This window comes from Halorubrum trapanicum (assembly GCF_002355655.1).
Classification (GTDB): domain Archaea; phylum Halobacteriota; class Halobacteria; order Halobacteriales; family Haloferacaceae; genus Halorubrum; species Halorubrum trapanicum_A.
Genome location: NZ_AP017569.1, coordinates 1,602,811 through 1,619,202, shown reverse-complemented (window position 1 = coordinate 1,619,202; position 16,392 = coordinate 1,602,811). Strand labels below are relative to the sequence as shown.

Annotated in this window: 9 protein-coding genes, 1 tRNA gene and 2 rRNA genes; 7 read left to right on the top strand and 5 right to left on the bottom strand. The window is 67.2% G+C overall.

The genetic code is table 11. The features are described 5' to 3' along the window. The first annotated feature begins 60 nt into the window (after positions 1 to 60). The 7 genes from CPZ01_RS07800 to CPZ01_RS07770 all read left to right on the top strand — a co-directional run bounded on the left by CPZ01_RS07800 (position 61) and on the right by CPZ01_RS07770 (position 6,169). Positions 61 to 2,978: ribosomal RNA gene (locus CPZ01_RS07800) — 23S ribosomal RNA — on the top strand. 143 nt (positions 2,979 to 3,121) lie between these two features. After that, a 5S ribosomal RNA gene (gene rrf, locus CPZ01_RS07795) occupies positions 3,122 to 3,243 on the top strand. A gap of 130 nt (positions 3,244 to 3,373) precedes the next feature. Next, positions 3,374 to 3,449: transfer RNA gene (locus CPZ01_RS07790), tRNA-Cys, on the top strand. Positions 3,450 to 3,553: 104 nt separating this feature from the next. Next, complete coding sequence (locus CPZ01_RS07785; protein ID WP_096396195.1) at positions 3,554 to 4,378, top strand: hypothetical protein; 825 nt, start codon at positions 3,554 to 3,556, stop codon at positions 4,376 to 4,378. Positions 4,379 to 4,463: 85 nt separating this feature from the next. Beyond that, positions 4,464 to 4,670: a hypothetical protein gene (locus tag CPZ01_RS07780; RefSeq protein WP_096394198.1), complete on the top strand. Its 207-nt coding sequence runs from the start codon at positions 4,464 to 4,466 to the stop codon at positions 4,668 to 4,670. Between the two features lie 124 nt (positions 4,671 to 4,794). After that, entirely contained in the window at positions 4,795 to 5,409 is a 615-nt protein-coding gene (locus CPZ01_RS07775; protein ID WP_096394197.1) for a VOC family protein, read from the top strand. Between the two features lies 1 nt (position 5,410). Further along, positions 5,411 to 6,169 (top strand): alpha/beta hydrolase, encoded by a 759-nt coding sequence (locus CPZ01_RS07770; protein WP_096394196.1) that lies wholly within the window; start codon positions 5,411 to 5,413, stop codon positions 6,167 to 6,169. A 31-nt stretch (positions 6,170 to 6,200) separates the two neighbouring features. Here the strand turns inward: CPZ01_RS07770 and CPZ01_RS07765 are convergent, their stop codons facing one another. The 5 genes from CPZ01_RS07765 to CPZ01_RS07745 form a co-directional block, all read right to left on the bottom strand. Beyond that, positions 6,201 to 6,905 (bottom strand): hypothetical protein, encoded by a 705-nt coding sequence (locus CPZ01_RS07765; RefSeq protein ID WP_096394195.1) that lies wholly within the window; start codon positions 6,903 to 6,905, stop codon positions 6,201 to 6,203. A gap of 80 nt (positions 6,906 to 6,985) precedes the next feature. Further along, the gene (locus tag CPZ01_RS15615) at positions 6,986 to 10,246 is read right to left on the bottom strand and encodes a SpoVR family protein (protein ID WP_096394194.1); all 3,261 of its coding nucleotides are present in this window, start codon (positions 10,244 to 10,246) and stop codon (positions 6,986 to 6,988) included. Continuing rightward, complete coding sequence (locus tag CPZ01_RS07755) at positions 10,243 to 11,628, bottom strand: DUF444 family protein (RefSeq protein WP_096394193.1); 1,386 nt, start codon at positions 11,626 to 11,628, stop codon at positions 10,243 to 10,245. Before CPZ01_RS07755 ends, CPZ01_RS15615 begins: the two co-directional genes overlap by 4 nt. Then, positions 11,619 to 14,036: a kinase anchor protein gene (locus tag CPZ01_RS07750; RefSeq protein ID WP_096394192.1), complete on the bottom strand. Its 2,418-nt coding sequence runs from the start codon at positions 14,034 to 14,036 to the stop codon at positions 11,619 to 11,621. Before CPZ01_RS07750 ends, CPZ01_RS07755 begins: the two co-directional genes overlap by 10 nt. A 1-nt stretch (position 14,037) precedes the next feature. After that, positions 14,038 to 16,113 carry a PrkA family serine protein kinase gene (locus CPZ01_RS07745; RefSeq protein WP_096394191.1) on the bottom strand — a complete coding sequence of 692 codons (2,076 nt, stop codon included), beginning with the start codon at positions 16,111 to 16,113 and terminating at the stop codon, positions 14,038 to 14,040. Positions 16,114 to 16,392 lie beyond the last annotated feature (279 nt).

The window sequence follows — 16,392 nt, the reverse complement described above, 5'->3', positions numbered from 1 at the left end:
GTCGGGTGACACTATGTCACTTGACACCGTCAGCACTCTCTTCTGGAGAGTTGGCTGACACACTACTGGCTACTGTGCCAGCTGGTGAATGGCTCGGCTCGAGAGCCGACGACGGACGTGCCAAGCTGCGAAAAGCTCGTGGGACCCGCATGGAGGGAAAGAACACGAGATCTCCCAATCGGAATCCGTTCAACAATTGCCACGCGCAATAGGGAACGCCCTGAATTGAAACATCTCAGTAAGGGCAGGAAAAGAACGCAACAGCGATGTCGTCAGTAACCGCGAGTGAACGCGACACAGCCCAAACCGAAGGTCTTCGGACCAATGTGGTGTTCGGGTTGACAACCAAATCTCGACAACTCATCTGAAGTCTCCTGGAACGGAGCGTGAAACAGGGTGACAACCCCGTAAGATGAGTCAGTACAGATGGCGTCAAATCCAGAGTAGCAGGGGTCGGATATCCTCTGTGAACATCTCAGGCATCCCCTGAGAAGGCTAAACACTCCTCGAGACCGATAGCGAACAAGTAGCGTGAGCGAACGCTGAAAAGCACCCCGAGAAGGGCGGTGCAATAGGGCCTGAAATCAGCTGGCGATCGAGCGACAGGGCGTACAAGGCGATTCTCAAAACGACCGAGGAGCGATCCTCCAGTAGGAAGAGAATCGAGCCGGCGTCGTGTCGTGCGTTTTGAAAAACGACCCAGGGAGTGCACTTGATTGGCGAGTCTAACCCGTGAACCGGGGAAGGCGCAGGGAAACCGATACGGCCGCAGCACATTCGTGCGAGGGCCACCGTGTTCAAGCGCGGGGAGTCAATCGGGTGCGACCCGAAACCAGGCGATCTACGCGCGAGCAAGGTGAAGCGTGGCGAAAGCCACGTGGAGGCCTGTTAGAGTTGGTGTTCTACAATACCCTCTCGTGACTCGTGTGTAGGGGTGAAAGGCCCATCGAGCCTGGCAACAGCTGGTTCCAACCGAAACATGTCGAAGCATGACCTCTTCTGAGGTAGCCCGCGGGGTAGAGCTACCGATTGGATGACCCGCCTCCGAGAGGAGTCGGCCATCCTGTCGAACTCCAAACCCGCAGGCGCCGTAGACGAAGGGAGTCCGGTGCGCGGGGTAAGCCTGTGTACCGTGAGGGGAACAACCCAGAGCCGGGTTAAGGTCCCAAAGTGTAGATTAAGTGCGATTCGAAGGTGGTCTCAAGCCCTAAACAGCCGGGAGGTGAGCTTAGAAGCAGCTACCCGCTAAGAAAAGCGTAACAGCTTACCGGCCGAGGTTTGAGGCGCCCAAAATGATCGGGGCTCAAATCTACCACCGAGACCTGGCCGTGCCCTTGACAGGGGCAACCGCGTAGGTTGGCGTACTGGTCGGACGGAAGCCCGGGCGAGAGCTCGTGTGGACCGTCCAGTAACGACAATCCTGGTCACAGTAGCAGCGATAGTCGGGTGAGAACCTCGACGGCCTGAAGAGCAAGGGTTCCTCGGCACTGCCGTTCAGCCGAGGGTTAGCCGGTCCTAAGGTGTACCACAACTTGACTACACCGACGGGAAGCTGGTTAATATTCCAGCGCCATCGTGCAGTAAACGCCGACGCCGTGTGGAACGCTGAGCCGGGCACTCGCCCGGTCGAATCGTGGAAACTCGTGGACGCCGTCACGGCACGAAGCGAGCGAAACGCGAAATAGCGAAAGTCAGCCGTACATAGGGCCCGTGAAAAGGCAAGCATGATGTCCGTACCGAGATCCGACACAGGTGCTCTGCCAGCGCAAGGCAAGGCCTGTCGGGAGAACCGACGTTAGGGAATTCGGCAAGTTAGTCCCGTACCTTCGGAAGAAGGGATGCCTGCTCTCGACGGAGCAGGTCGCAGTGACTCGGGCGCTCCGACTGTCTAGTAACAACACAGGTGACCGCAAATCCGCAAGGACTCGTACGGTCACTGAATCCTGCCCAGTGCGGGTATCTGAACACCTCGTACAAGAGGACGAAGGACCCGTCAACGGCGGGGGTAACTATGACCCTCTTAAGGTAGCGTAGTACCTTGCCGCTTCAGTAGCGGCTTGCATGAATGGATAAACGAGAGCGCCACTGTCCCAACGTTGGACCCGGTGAACTGTACGTTCCAGTGCGGAGTCTGGAGACCCCCAAGGGGAAGCGAAGACCCTATAGAGCTTTACTGCAGGCTGTCGCTGAGACGTGGTCGCCGATGTGCAGCATAGGTAGGAGTCGTTACACAGGTACGTGCGCTAGCACGCCACCGAGACAGCATTGAAATACTACCCGTCGGTGACTGCGACTCTCACTCCGGGAGGAGTACACCGGTAGCCGGGCAGTTTGACTGGGGCGGTACGCGCTCGAAAAGATATCGAGCGCGCCCGAAGATCATCTCAGCCGGGTCGGGAATCCGGCGAAGAGCGCAAGAGCACAAGATGGTCTGACAGTGTTCTTCCCAACGAGGAACGCTGACGCGAAAGCGTGGTCTAGCGAACCTACGAGGTTCCGGAATGGGACCCGTAGATGACAGAAAAGCTACCTTAGGGATAACAGAGTCGTCACTCGCAAGAGCACATATCGACCGAGTGGCTTGCTACCTCGATGTCGGTTCCCTCCATCCTGCCCGTGCAGACGCGGGCAAGGGTGAGGTTGTTCGCCTATTAAAGGAGGTCGTGAGCTGGGTTTAGACCGTCGTGAGACAGGTCGGCTGCTATCTATTGGGGGTGTGAGGTACCTGACGTGAACGAACGTATAGTACGAGAGGAACTACGTTTGGTCGCCACTGGTGTATCGGTTGTCCGGAAGGGCAGATGCCGAGTAGCCACGCGACACGGGGTAAGAGCTGAACGCATCTAAGCTCGAAACCCACATGGAAAAGAGGTACCACAGAGGTCACTCGTAGAAGACGAGTTCGATAGACTCGGGGTGTACGCACCGAGGCAACGAGGTGTTAAGCCCACGAGAACTAACAGACCGAGCCACATTCATTGGCGCTGACGCGCCACGACTCGCATGAGTTCAGGCGGTATCTGGATCGCACGATTTACACGGTTGGTATCGAACCAGACCGACACAGGGGTCTTGCTGTAGCGGATACAGCGAGTCTCGGTTCGACTCCGAGAGTCGGCATGAAGGCGGCCAGAGCGGTGGAGACACACCCGTACCCATTCCGAACACGGAAGTTAAGCCCACCAGCGTACCGTGAAGTACTGGAGTGAGCGATCCTCTGGGAACCACGGGTCGCCGCCTACCCACTCATACGGGATACTTCCCACCAAGCCCACGGACAGCGCGTCCGTGGGCTTTTTTCATACACGGAGAGCTGCCGCGCTCGCATCCGACCGCTAAACTTAAACGCTCGACAGCGGTACGTTCGGCTGGCGCCAAGGTGGCAGAGTCTGGTCAGACGCAGCGGCCTGCAGAGCCGCCCAACGCCGGTTCAAATCCGGCCCTTGGCTTCGGTTCTCTTCGATACGGACCGGTCGGTCGGTCCCACGAACTGGCCCGCTTAGTAACCGTTAAACACCGGGTGACCCATGCGTGAACTATGCAACGACGCGCTGTGGCCGTGTTTGTCGCGCTGTTCCTCGCCGTCGCGGGCGTGGCGGGCGCGCTGACCGCGACGGCCGAGAGTCCGGAGATAGCGCTCGAAAACCCGGAAGTCGACGCCTCAGTGAACGAGTCGATCGATGTCGGCGGCGAGACGTACGTCGTGGCCGCCATCTCTGAAAGCGAGAACGACGATGGCCAGACGGTCATCTCGGGGACGCTCGAACGCGAGTTCACGGCGGAGACCTCCGAAACCTGGGCGAACGGGTCGACCGTCTCGGTCGACGACAGCGAGTGGCGCGTCGAGATCCCCGGGGAGAACGCCACCGAGTTCACGCTCGTCGAGGTGCTCGACCGGCAGGCGATCCTCGAGGCCGACGACGCGGCCGAAAACGAGACGGTCACTCTTGAGGACGGCGAGTACGTCGCAGTGACCGACGAGAACGGCGACCGGACGCTGGTGCCCGTCGACGAGTACTTCCCCGCGCCCGAAGAGCGGTCGTACGCGACGGGCGAGACGCTCGGGTACGACGGGCAGACGGTCACGGTCGACGACGTGACGGCCGACGGGGCCGTCCTCGTGTGGGAGACCACCGAGACGGAGACGGTCGAGCTCGCCCAGCAGTCGACGGTGACGATCGGCGACACGGAGTACGTCGCGCACTTCCCCGACGCGTCGACGCTTCGGATGTCGACCGACATCGAGGCGTACGAGGCGCAGGTCTCCGAGATAGAGCGGTACAACCAGTACAACAGCGGTCTCTCGCGCGTTCTCGTCCTCTCGGTCCTGTCGTCGATCATGCTCGCCGGGATGGCGTTCATCCCGTCGCGATACTGACCGCCGACCGGCGTTTTCGTTCGGTTCCGCTCCGCTACCCGAGTTCTACCGACAGTCACTACCCGTCGGGACCGCTATCGCGACCATGAGTTCGGCAACGGAGAAGGTGCGACAGCTCGCGCCCCACTGGGCGGTGATGTTCGTCGCCATGTTCGCCGCGCTGGCGGTCGTCGAGCGCGTCCTCGGCGGACTCGGGCTCGCGGCGTCGCTGCTGATCGTCTTGGCCATCGCCGTCGCGTATCCCGTCGTCGTTCGGACGCTCGGCGTCGCGCCACCCGTCTGGCAGCGGTGACGGTGCTGCCGAGCGGAGTCCGACGGCAACCTCCTCGGTGGAGGTCGGCCAGATAACACCGGTGTCAGCCGGTCACCGTCCTGTCCCTCTCGTTTTTATACGGCTCGGTCGCCTTTCGGTCGGTATGAGCGACGAGAAGCCGGCTCCGGTCACGTCGGAGCTCCCGGACGCACCGTTCCACACCAGCGGCACCGACCACATCACGGTCTGGGGGAGCAACGAGGAGGACACGCTCGCCTTTTACCGCGACCTGCTCGGGATGCCGCTCGTGTTGCGGCAGCCGAACCTCGACGACCCCTCGCAGACGCACCTCTTCTTCGACACCGGCGACGGCCGGATCCTCACGGTGTTCGTGAGCGACGAGCGGGCGTCCGCGCGCGGACAGCGCGTCAACACGGGCGCCGTCCACCACCTGTGTTTCAGCGTCGAACCCGACGAGTACGAGGATATCATGGCGGCGCTCGAAGACGCCGGCAAGGGGTACAACGTGTTCGACCGCGGCATCTTCCACTCGATTTACACGCAGGACAACAACGGGCTCGTCATCGAGCTGTCGGCGGACAAGTACGAGATCCCCGACGACCGCAAGGGAGAGGTGCTCGCGACCGCGCAGCGGCTCCGCGAGGAGGACGGCGCCGACTTCGCGCAGGACCGCCACATGGAGGGGGCCCTCGAAGAGCTCGGCCTCCCCGTGAACAAACACGACCTGCCCGACGCCGACGCCGGCGTGGGGGTCTGAGATGGCCGACCGCGCTCCGGGACCGCACACGGGCGAGGACCCGCACGGCGACGAGCCGCTGGTCACGGCCGGGACGCCGCTCGACGACGCCGACGCGGCGCTCGTGCTCGTCCACGGCCGCGGCGCGACCGCTCGGAGCGTCGTCGACCTCGGCGAGCAGCTGGCCGGCGACCGCGACGTCGCGCTCTCGCCGGCGGCTTCACCGCCGGCTGTCGGAGAGACCTCCGGTCTCTCACTACTCGCGCCCGCGGCGGCCGGCAACACCTGGTATCCGAACTCCTTCCTCGCCCCGGTCGAAGACAACGAGCCGGGTCGGAGTTCCGGGCTCCGGGCGGTCGGCGCCGCGGTCGACCGCGCGGTCGACGCCGGGATCGCACGCGACCGCGTCCTCGTCGGCGGCTTCTCGCAGGGCGCCTGCCTCGCGAGCGAGTTCGTCGCCCGCAACCCGACCCGCTACGGCGGGCTCGCCGTCTTCAGCGGCGGGCTGATCGGCGAGTCGGTCGACGTCGACGACTACCTCGCGGGCGGCGACGCGGCGGATGAGTCGGCTGACGGCGACGGCCCGCTCGCCGGCACGCCCGCGTTCGTCGGCTGTAGCGACGTCGACCCGCACATTCCCGAGGAACGGGTCCACGAGACGACCGCGGTGCTGGAGGCGCTCGGCGCCGATGTCGACGAGCGGATCTACGAGGGGATGGGCCACGGGATCAACGACGAGGAGGTCGCGGCCGTGTCGGAGCTGGTCGCCGCGCTCGCGTAGCCGCCTCCCGGCCCCGGCCGCCGGTCGCCGCTCACGCCGCCGCGACCGACAGCCACAGCGTCGTTACCGCCGTGGCGAACAGCACGGTCCCGATCGCGGTCGCCGCGGCCGTGAGTCCCCCCGTCAGCGTCGCCAGCATCGCCGGGACGCCGACCGCGAGGACGAACAGGGCGACCGACGCGCTCCCCGCAGCCATTGGGTCGGCGCCACGCACGAACCGCCCGAGTCCGGCCGTGCTGTCTAGCGCCGCGGCCCGTCCGTCCGGCGGGCTCTCGGCCTCTCGGTTGCCCTCCGCGCCGCTCTCGACGGTGGCGTCTCTCCCCGCTCCCGAGCCTCGCCCGGTCACGATCCGCCAGCGGCCGTTCTCGTTCCGCGCCCGGGCGTACTCCCCCGCGACGAGGTCGGCGGCGCCCGGTGGATAGCCGAGTCCGCGGACCAGCGCGAGGAAGTCGCTCTCGTCGTACCGGCCCGCGGTCGGCCAGCGGTACCGGTCGCACAGGCGCTCGCCCGTCGGGAGCGCGTACGCGACGCGGACCGCGTCGCCGTCGCGTTCCCAGCCGATCAGTTGGATCCGGACGGTGCCGTCCCCGGCGGCGTGCCGGTCCAGGAGGTACAGCTCAGTCGCGTCGTCGAGCGCCGTCGGATCCCGGTCCGCGAAGGCGAGCGACGTCCCGTCCGGCAGCGACCTCGACCGGTCGGCCTCGGGCTCGGCCGCCTCCGTCTCCGGAGCGTCCATGTCGGTCGTTGTCGCCGGACGGGGATAAGTGCGGGTCCGACGGGCGGAGGCCGTCGAAGCCGTCGGCGGTCCCGTCCGGCTCACGCCAGCCAGTCGTCGGGCTTCGTGTCGTAGTCGACGTCGTCGGCCGCGATCCGGGCTTCGGTCTCGGCGTCGAGGTCGTGTTCCGTCACCTCGCCGCCGTCGTACTGGAACCGCACGCCGACCTCGGTGCCCTCGGGTTCCTCGCCGCGCCGCTTGGCGCGCCGGATCTCGCCGTCGTCGTACTCGACGCGGATCGTCGCGAGGTTCACCGGGCGCCCCCACAGCTCGAAGACGCGCTTCAGGGTCGCCTTCGCGCGCTCCTCGTCGAGTTCGACGCCGTTGTACCGGTGGCCCAGGAGGAGCTCGCCGCGGTTCCGGAAGTTCCCGTCCAACACGACGATTGTCGGCTTCCCGAAGTTCGTGAACCGGAGGAGCAGCTTCTTCCGGACGTCGTCGGCGTCGACGCTGGCGACGCGGTGCTCCTCGGTGGCCCGGCTGTACTCGTAGGTGAAGTAGTTCCCCTCGCGGACGAACTCGTCCGTGAGGAACGCGTCGATGAACGTCACGTCGTTGTGGCTCTCGCGGGCCTCGAACATGCGGTCCCAGCCGGCCGCGCGGTCGACGTCGTCGATCGCCGCCGCGACCGTCTCGTACCGGTCCACGTCGAACAGGTACCGCGCCTGCTCTTCGAGCGCCTCGCGGGAGACGTTCCGGAGGGCACCCCGGTGTTCCGGCCGCGAGAGGACGTAGTGGCGCTCGGCGAGCCCCTCGCGCGTGAGCAGCTTCCACGGGTAGCGCTCGATGTCGATCTTGTCGCCGCCCGTCTCGCCCTCGCCGGGACCGCCGCTGGCGGAGTCCTCCCGAGCGGACAGCGCCCGGTCGACCGCCTCGGCGTCGACGCGCGGGTCGCCGTCGGCGGCCATGTCGGCGAGCTCGTCCAGCGTCGCCGGGCCGGCGCCCGCGATTGCGGGGTGGGGTTCGAGCAGGTCGGCGACCTCGTCGAGGTCGACCCGTGAGTGGAAGTTCTCGGGGGTCACCCCCTCGACGCGGAGCAGCTTGTCGGTCACCTCCCGGCGGGCGGCCCGCAGCTCCACGTGCGTCCACAGCTCGAAGCCGAGCTTGTACGGGTTGAGCCCGGGCGAGCCGAGCACCCGGGACATGTGGTCGGCGTACGTGAGGAACTCGTCGGGGCCGGCGAACCCCTCGCCGCCCATCATCATCGACTCCCAGTACGAGTTGTGATTGATGAATCCGGCACCCACGTATCGGTGAGTTTCCTCCACGGAGATGTCGTATACGTCTCCGGTTCCCTCTTCGACGCTTACGACCTCGTCAGTCCACTCTTCGGTTTCGAACCACGCGAGTTCGTCGACATACCTCTCGAGTGCTTCGTCCTTAGAGGAGTAGCCGAACCCAATCTCCGTATGGAATCGATCGGCGGACTTGCCGGTCAGATGTACGTGGAAACAGCCGTCGGACTGCTCTCGACGGCGTGAGATAATATCGAAGTTTGTCAGCAGTAACTGTACGACCTTCGAGACCGATTCGCTCTTGCTGCTGAGTATCACCCCCTGGTCCCCGGCGTATCCGTCAGCATCGAACAACCCTCTAAGGAATTCGCTCACGACCGTTTTCGGCGAGCGAAGGACTGGCTTCGGGACGACCTTGTCGGCGGCACCCGTTCGCAGATCGAACCACTCCGTGAGCAGTCGAACCAGATTCGCGGAGTAAATGTACGTCCGCCATCGAGCCCCGTCTTCGGAGACGGTCGGAGAGATACCGAACAGTTCGTCAGCCAATCCGGCGAACTCCTCCGCTTTGGCCTTCGAGCCGGATGTAAATCCGACCTGTCCGGACGCTTCCGAAACGTGTCCGTCTCCGACCAGTAATCCGAGAAACCGTCCGAGTTTCTCGGACACTTGATCGGGAACTGCGATGACATCGCTCTTCGCGACGCTCTGATTCTCCCCATCGTACGACGCAAATGCTCTCTCGATGGCCTCGGACTTTTCCGCACGCCCCGTCTTACGATAGCGCATAACTGTCCAGATCGAGACGCCCGCCTCGGCGGCCACGTCGTTGAGCGTAGTGTGTTCCGGGTTCTGCCAGTCGACGTCGACGTAACTCGTCGGCCAGAGACCGTCTCCACCTGATATCTCGATCTTGTCGCCTTTCGAGATATCTCGTAGCTCGACCCACGAACCGTCTGGTTTCCGGATCCGGTGGTTGTCGGAGCCGCGTAGTTCGAAGCCGCGTCGAGTTTCGATCGAAACGGTGTCGTGATCCGAAATGACGTTGGAGTCGTAGACGGCTTGTGCCCCGTCACCGTCCGATACGGCGGGAAGATCATCAACGACCTCGCGCATCGGGAGGAGTCCCCCCTCGGTGAAGACGGGAGTTTCGGGTGCGACACAGGCCCATCCCTCGTTCATCACCTTCGTTTGTTTCTGTCCCGCAAAATAATATGCCTCCTCGCGGATCGCGTCGATGACGGTGGTCTCCCACGGCTCGCGGTCGACCGCCTTCCCGCTGTCGGAGTCGTACCGCTTCCCGTGGTCGCGCAGGAACGCGAGCACGTCCGGGCGCGGCTCCTCGGGCTCGACGCCCTCGCCGCGCGCCTCCAGCCACTCGTCGTCGAACACGTCGCGGCGCACCTCCTCGGAGAGGTCGAGCTCGTCGATCCGTTCTTCGATCGCCGCGAGCGGGTCGTCGTCACCGTCGCTCACGTCGGCCGCGACGCCGGGCTCCTCGACCGACCGGGCGGCGTCGACCGGGCTGTGCTGGTCGATCGTGTCCTCTAACGCGGTCACGGCGTCGATCAGCCGCTCCACCTCGTCGCGGTCGACGTCCGTCCGCTCGGCGATCGCCGCGATCCGGTCGGCGTTGCGCTCCAGCCGCGCCGCCGCGTTCGGGCCGCCCTCGCCGCGGTCGGCGTACAGCCCGAACCACTCGTTGTTCGCGAAGAAGTCGGCGTGCGCCTCCACGTGGGTGATGACGGCCTTCTGGTCGGCCGTCGAGTTCGACTCCTGGAGGAACGCGTGCGCGGGGTCATCGTTGTTGACGATCTCGAACGCCTTCCCCAGCCCGTGGCGGTCCAACTTCGACTGCCGCTCGTAGTTCATCCCCCACCGCCAGTGGGGGTACCGGCGCTGGAAGCCGCCGTAGGCGATCAGCTCGTTCATCTGGTCGTGGTCGACCACCCAGTAGCGCACCGGGTACGGCGCCAGCCCGAGCCGCTCGGCGAGGTCGCGCGCCTCGCGGGCCGGCTCGTCGAGCGACTCGGCCTCCCGTTTCGCCTCGATCCGGTCGTCTCTCATCGCCGCTCACCCCCGTCCGCGCGTCCCGTCGCACGGCCGTCGGCGGTCCCGGATCCGTCGCCCGACGACTCGGTGCTGAGGATCTCGTAGATGGCGTCCGTCACGTCGTCCGGCTCGGAGACGCGCGCGACCGCCACGTCGTCGGCGTCGCCGAACGCCTCCTCGAGTTCGTCGGCGTGGCGGGCGTTCGCCGCGCCGTCGCCGGGCTGGGTCTCCACGTACGCGTGGAGGTTGGCGTCGATCGACTCCATCTTCGGGATCACGCGCTCGGTGGTGTCGCTGCCGGCGTTCTCGGAGTCGCCAGCGGCGAACACGTACCGGTTCCACTCGCCGTACGGGTACTCCTCGAGGATCTCCTCCACGAGGTCGTACGCGCTGGAGATCCGGGTGCCGCCGCCGGACTGGATCCCGAAGAACTCCTCCCGGTCGACCTCCCACGCCTCCGCGTCGTGGACGACGTACCGGAACTCGGCGGCGTCGTACTTCCCGGTGAGGTACCAGTCCATCGGGGTGAACACGCGCTCGACGAGCTCCCGCTTCGTCTCGCGCATCGAGCCGGAGGCGTCGCGCACGTTGATCACGACGACGTTGCGCTCGCGCTTCTCTATCACCTCCGGGTGGCGGAACCGCTCGTCCTCCCGGCGGAACGGGACGCTGTCGAGCCCCTCCCGGCGGATCCGGTGGGTGACGGGCTCGCGGTCGACCTCGGCGTCGAGCGCGTCGAAGCTCTCCCAGCGGTCGAGCGCCGCCACCGGCTCGCCCCGCTCGCCTTCGAGCGTCGCCGCCGCGTCGGCGACCCACGCGCGGGAGACCGGGATCCCCTGCTCGCGCGCCCACGCGAAGACGTCGTCGACGTCGGCGCCCGCGACGAACAGCCCCTCGCGGACGTACGCCTCGTCAAAGTCGGTCGCGAGGTGGCGCTTCAGCCCGCGCTTGAAGAACTCGTCGACGTCGAGGGCCCCCCGCGGCCCCGCGCGGGCGGTGTCGGTGAAGTCGCCCTCCACCTCCTCGATCACCCGCTTCCCCTTCGGTTCGAGGTCGAGCCCGAGCGCCTCGTCGAGCTCCTTGGCGAACTCCTCGGGGTCCATCTCGTAGTACTCGTGGTCGCCGCCCTCCTCGCCGGGGTCGCCCTCCTCGTCGCCGTCGCCCGGCTCGGGGTCGACCGGCTGGCCGGGCTGCGGCTGGCCGTCGCCGCCCTGTCCCACCCCGCCGGCGGAGCGCTGGTCGTACTCGAACGCGGGGAGGTCGACCACCTTCACCGGAATCTTGACCCGGTCGGCGTCGGAGCCGCCGAGGTCGCCGCGGCTGATGAACTCCGCGAGGTCCTCCCGCCGGCTCTCGCCCACCTCGCGGAACCGCTCGCGGTCCTCGGTCAGTCCCACGGGTCACCACCCCCGTTCCGGTCGGCGCCGCCGTCATCCCCGTCGTCGCCGGCGCGGCCGGCGTCGACGTCGGGCCACTCCTCGCGCACGTCCTCCATCACCGCGCGGCTCGTCAGCTCCGCGGACGCGCGGCTGTACCCCCGCTCGCACAGTCGGTCGATCGTGTCGGCCTTCACCCGTTCCGTCTCGGTATCGGCGGGCGGGTCGGCCCACGCGGCGGGGTCGAGGTCGGGGAATCGCCGCTTCACGTCGGCGAGATCGTTCGCGTCGATCACCGCCTTCAGCTCGGGCACTTCCGCGAGCTCCACGTCGTCGACGCTGAACTCCTCGCCGCGGTTGCGCCACGCGTACCGCGTGAGCCCGCGGATCACCCGCTCGCGCCGGAACCGCTCGACGTCGCGGCCCGGGTCGGTCCCGCGGTAGTCGCTCTCGTCGAACCGCCCGAGCGTCTCCGTCTCGAACACCTTCATCGCGAGCGGGTCCGGCGCCGCGTCCTCGCGCTCGCGGTCGGTCGGGTCGTCCTCGTCCCACGCGTACACGTGTTCGACGTACTCGGCGACCGTCTCCGTCGGGACCGTCTCCTCGGCGAGGATCGCGTCGACCACGTCCTCGCGCTGGCGCTCGCGGATCCGCTCGGCGACCGGGCTGCGCCGCCCCTCGAACTCCGCGGCCTCGGCCCGCGAGAAGAGGGGGGCGTCGGCGAGCCCCTCCGCCATCGCGTCGAGCACGTCCGTCGGGGTGACCACGCGCTCGACGGGGAGGTCGGGGTGGCTCCGGTCCGCCGTCGTCGCGAGCAGGTCGGCGACCGCGTCGCGGGCGTAGGTGACCGGGATCCCGTTGCGGCCGTCCCCCTCGGCGAGGGCGACGTCGTCGACGGTGACCGCGTCGTCGCCGCGCCGGACCTCGCCCGTCTCGTACAGCTCCGCGGTCTCGATCAGGTCGAGGTCGCCCGGCGAGTCCTCGGCGTCGAGGCGCGTGACGACCGCGTACAGCGCCGCGGCCCCGACCGCGTGCGGCGCGAGCTCGCGCTCGACGAGGCTCCCGTCGGACTCTCTGACCTCGATCGACAGCGGCGCGGCGCCGGGGTCCCGGTCCCCCTCTGCGGGCCCGCTTCCCCGACCGACGCCGGTCGGCTCGGCGGGTTCGCCGACCGACTCCTCGACCGCGGTCGCGCCGGCGATCTCGCGCCGGAGCAGCCGCGCCTCCAGCCGGCGGTTCGTGAGGTACCGGAACTCGTGTTTCGAGAGCCGGCGCTTCAGCGCCTTCAGCGGGTCGGCGTCGCCGCGCTCGGCGTGCCGGTCCAGCTCCGCGTCGAGGTCGGGGTTCGAGATGACGATCAGCTGGGTGTCCACGTCCATCCCGATCCCCTTGTCGAGCTTCACGCGGCGCTCGTCGGGGACGTTGAGCAGCCGCCGGAGCAGGTCGGCGTGTTGGCTCGCGTCCTCGACGACCGTGGCGACGCCGTTCCCCTGCGAGAGCACGCCGTCGTAGCTGAACGCCTGCGGGTTCTTCCGCCCGCGCGAGTCGAGTTCGCGGAGCATGCCGCCCATCCACGAGCCGACGAGCCGCTCCTTCGCGGTCCCGTCGTCCTCGGCGTGGAGGACGCCGATCCCGCTGCCCACGTCGACGACGTAGCTCGTCACGCGGAGGTGGTCGCGGTCGGTGATCGCCGAGAAGAGGTCGCGGCGCCCGCGCTCGCGGTAGGTCGACTCCAGGTGGTCGTACGCCTCGCGGCTGAACGGGTCGAGCTCCACGTCGGCGGCGATCGGGTAGGCGTCGCCGTCGACCGCGTCGGCGATCGACTCCCGGACCGCCTCGGGGAAGACGGACAGCGGGTGCGACTGGACCGGGCTGCGGTACCACTCCCCGGCGTCGCCGCCGTCGCCGTACGAGAGCGACGCCGCGCCCGCGCCACCGCCCCCGCCGACGCCGCCCCCGGCGCCCGCGACGTTCCACTCGACGGTGTACCGCCGGCCGGCGTCCGTCTTCGAGAACGCGCGGAGGCCGTTGATCAGGCACCGCTTGAACTCCGATTTCCCCGTCGCGGTCGGCCCGTCGACCCAGACTATCGTCTCGTCGCCGCCCCGCCCGGTCGCGGCCGCGCGGAGGTCGTCGACGAACCCGTTGAGCGCGCGGGTGTTTCCGAGGACGGCGTGTTCGCCGTCGTTCGCGGGGTCGTCGAAGAACCGATAGCGGTCGAGCGTCTCGCCGCGCTCGCGGACCTCGCGGGTGCCGTACGACTCCACGGCCGCGAGGAGGTACCCCGCGCCGGAGGCGGCCGCGGTCGGATTCTCCAGCACGCGGTCGACGTAGGCGGCGAGGCTCATCGGCGGGTCGTACGCCCCGCGGAGCACCTCGTCGGCGGCGTCGAGGAACCCATCGCCGTCGTTTCGGGTTCGATCGCTCATCTCACCCACCGCCGTCTTCGATCTCCGAGCGCGCGACGGCCGCGCCCGCGTACTCCAACACCTCGGCGGCGCCGTCCTCGGAGTAGCCGCGGTCGACCAGGGCCGAGACCCAGTCGCTCCGGTCGTCGTCGTCGAGGTCGGTCGCGGACACCAGCGCGGAGAAGTTGATGTTATGCTTCTTGTCCTCCCACAGCTTCCGTTCGAGGGCGCGGCGGAGCCGGTCGTTCTCCTGCGGGTCGAACCCGCGCCCCTCGCGGGCGCGCCGCGACACCCAGTTCGACACCTCCTGTCGAAAGTCGTCCTTCCGGTCGGAGGGCACGTCGAGCTGCTCTTCGACGGCGCGTAAGAACGTCTCGTCCGGCTCCGTCTCCCGCCCGGTCAGCTCGTCGTCGACGGTGTCGTCGTCGATGTACGCCATCACGTGGTCCATGTACTTTTCGCCCTGTCGGCGGAGCTCGTCCACGTCGTACGCTAACGCGTGGCGCACGTCCTCGATGGCGCGCTCGCGGTACTCCTCGCGGACGCGGTCGAGCAGGCGCTCGTAGCGGTCGAGGTCCTCGGCCGCGATCGAGCCGTGCCCGCCGAGGTTCGCCTCGAAGTGGTCGAAAACGGACAGCGGCGAGAGGTACCCCCGCTCGCGGTGGGTGGCGTCCATGATCGCCTCGGCGATCTCGTCGCCGACGAAGCGCGCGGAGATGCCGTCCATCCCCTCGCCGACGTCGGCGGACTCGGCGGCGTCCTCGCGGAGCTTCCGCCGGTCGATCTCCTCGTCTTCGAGCTCGCCGTTGTACGCCTTCGCCTTCTCCACGAGCGTCACCGTCTCGTCGGTCGGCTCCTCCAAGCGGGTCAAGACGCCGAAGAGCCCGGCCATCTCTAAGGCGTGCGGCTCGACGTGGACGTTGGGCACGTCGGCGTTGTCGAGCATCTTTTCGTAGATCTTCGCCTCGCTCCCGTACTCCAGCACGTAGGGGTAGTCGATCCGCTTGGTGCGGTCGTTGAACGCCTCCATCTTCTCGTCGCCGGTCTTCTCGCGGTACTCCGGCATGTTCGTCCGGCCGACGATCACCTGATCGATGTCGATCCGGGGGTTGTTCTTCGGCTTGATCGTCGACTCTTGGGAGGCGTGGAGGAAGTCGTAGAGGAACTCCCGCTGGAGCTTCAGCAGCTCCTCGCCGGAGAAGAGCCCGCGGTTCGCGTTGCAGAACGCGCCGGCGTAGTCGAACGCGCGCGGGTCGGACTCGCCGTACACCGCGAGCTTCGCGTAGTTGACGTCGCCGGTGAGCTCCGTCTCGTCCTGGTTCTTCTTGTCCTTCGGCTCGAACGTCTCGATGCACTCCCGGCGGTTCTCGTCGGCGACGAGCCGGACGACCTCGACGTGTTCGTCGAGGACGCGCTCCAGGTCGTCGTCGTAGTGCGCGAGCAGCTCGTTCAGGTAGAACTCCGAGGCCGGGTCCGGGTGCTGGTCGTTCCGGAGCGTGTAGGGGGCGTCGAGCCGCTCGTTGAGGTCGTCGATCACCGCCTGCCGCTGCGGCTTCGGGAGGAGGACGAGCGGGTCCTGACTCATCGGCGAGCGGACCGTGTCGTCGTCCGGGTCTTGGTCGTCGATCACCGAACAGAGGTCGACCCAGCGGAAGGTGTACATCCGGCCGGCGTCCTCGCGGGTGTACGCCTCGAAGTAGCGGCGCACGAGCCAGTCGAAGTGGGACTTGCCGGAGCCCACCGGGCCGAGCAGGAGCTTGATCCGCTTCTCGGGGCCGAGCCCGCGGGCCCCGGACTTCACCTTGTTGACGAACTCGTGGATCGCCTCGTGGACCTCGCGGCCGTAGAAGACGTTCTCGCCGTCGTGGAGCGGGTCCTCGGCGGCGAGCGCGTACTCGACGACGCCGCGCTCCTCGTCGTAGCGCGTCCCGTAGTGGTCGAACATGTCCGCGACGCGCTGGTGGGCGTTCCGCGCGATCCGGGGGTCGCCGTACAGCGCGTCGAGGTACCAGTCGAACGAGCGCGCCGCTCTGAGGTCGTCGGGGACCTCCGTCCGGTACTCCTCGCTGAGCCGTTCGAGCGTGTGTCGGTCTGCCATCGTATCACGTTCGCTCGGACGGCGAGGCGACGTCGCCGGCGTCCGACGCGACGGCCGGAGCTGTCGCTCTCCGTGCGCGTGTCGGCAACTCGTCGAGCCGCGAGCGGCGCGTCGTCGGAGGCGCGCGTCGGTGCCGGTGATCGCCTCGCCCGTATCCGAGGCTATATATGTGGGAGGGATTGGCACGGATAAGTATGTCGCCAGTTCACATCCCGCTCGATCCGTTCGGCGCCGTCGCAGTCCCCGGATTCGCCCCGATCGGTGACGGTCCGTCGGCCG

Excerpts from the sequence above, each read along its gene's own strand:
- CPZ01_RS07780 (WP_096394198.1), top strand. The coding sequence starts at position 4,464 with ATGAGTTCGGCAACGGAGAAGGTGCGACAGCTCGCGCCCCACTGGGCG.
- CPZ01_RS07775 (WP_096394197.1), top strand. The coding sequence starts at position 4,795 with ATGAGCGACGAGAAGCCGGCTCCGGTCACGTCGGAGCTCCCGGACGCA.
- CPZ01_RS07770 (WP_096394196.1), top strand. The coding sequence starts at position 5,411 with ATGGCCGACCGCGCTCCGGGACCGCACACGGGCGAGGACCCGCACGGC.
- CPZ01_RS07765 (WP_096394195.1), bottom strand. The coding sequence starts at position 6,905 with ATGGACGCTCCGGAGACGGAGGCGGCCGAGCCCGAGGCCGACCGGTCG.
- CPZ01_RS15615 (WP_096394194.1), bottom strand. The coding sequence starts at position 10,246 with ATGAGAGACGACCGGATCGAGGCGAAACGGGAGGCCGAGTCGCTCGAC.
- CPZ01_RS07750 (WP_096394192.1), bottom strand. The coding sequence starts at position 14,036 with ATGAGCGATCGAACCCGAAACGACGGCGATGGGTTCCTCGACGCCGCC.
- CPZ01_RS07745 (WP_096394191.1), bottom strand. The coding sequence starts at position 16,113 with ATGGCAGACCGACACACGCTCGAACGGCTCAGCGAGGAGTACCGGACG.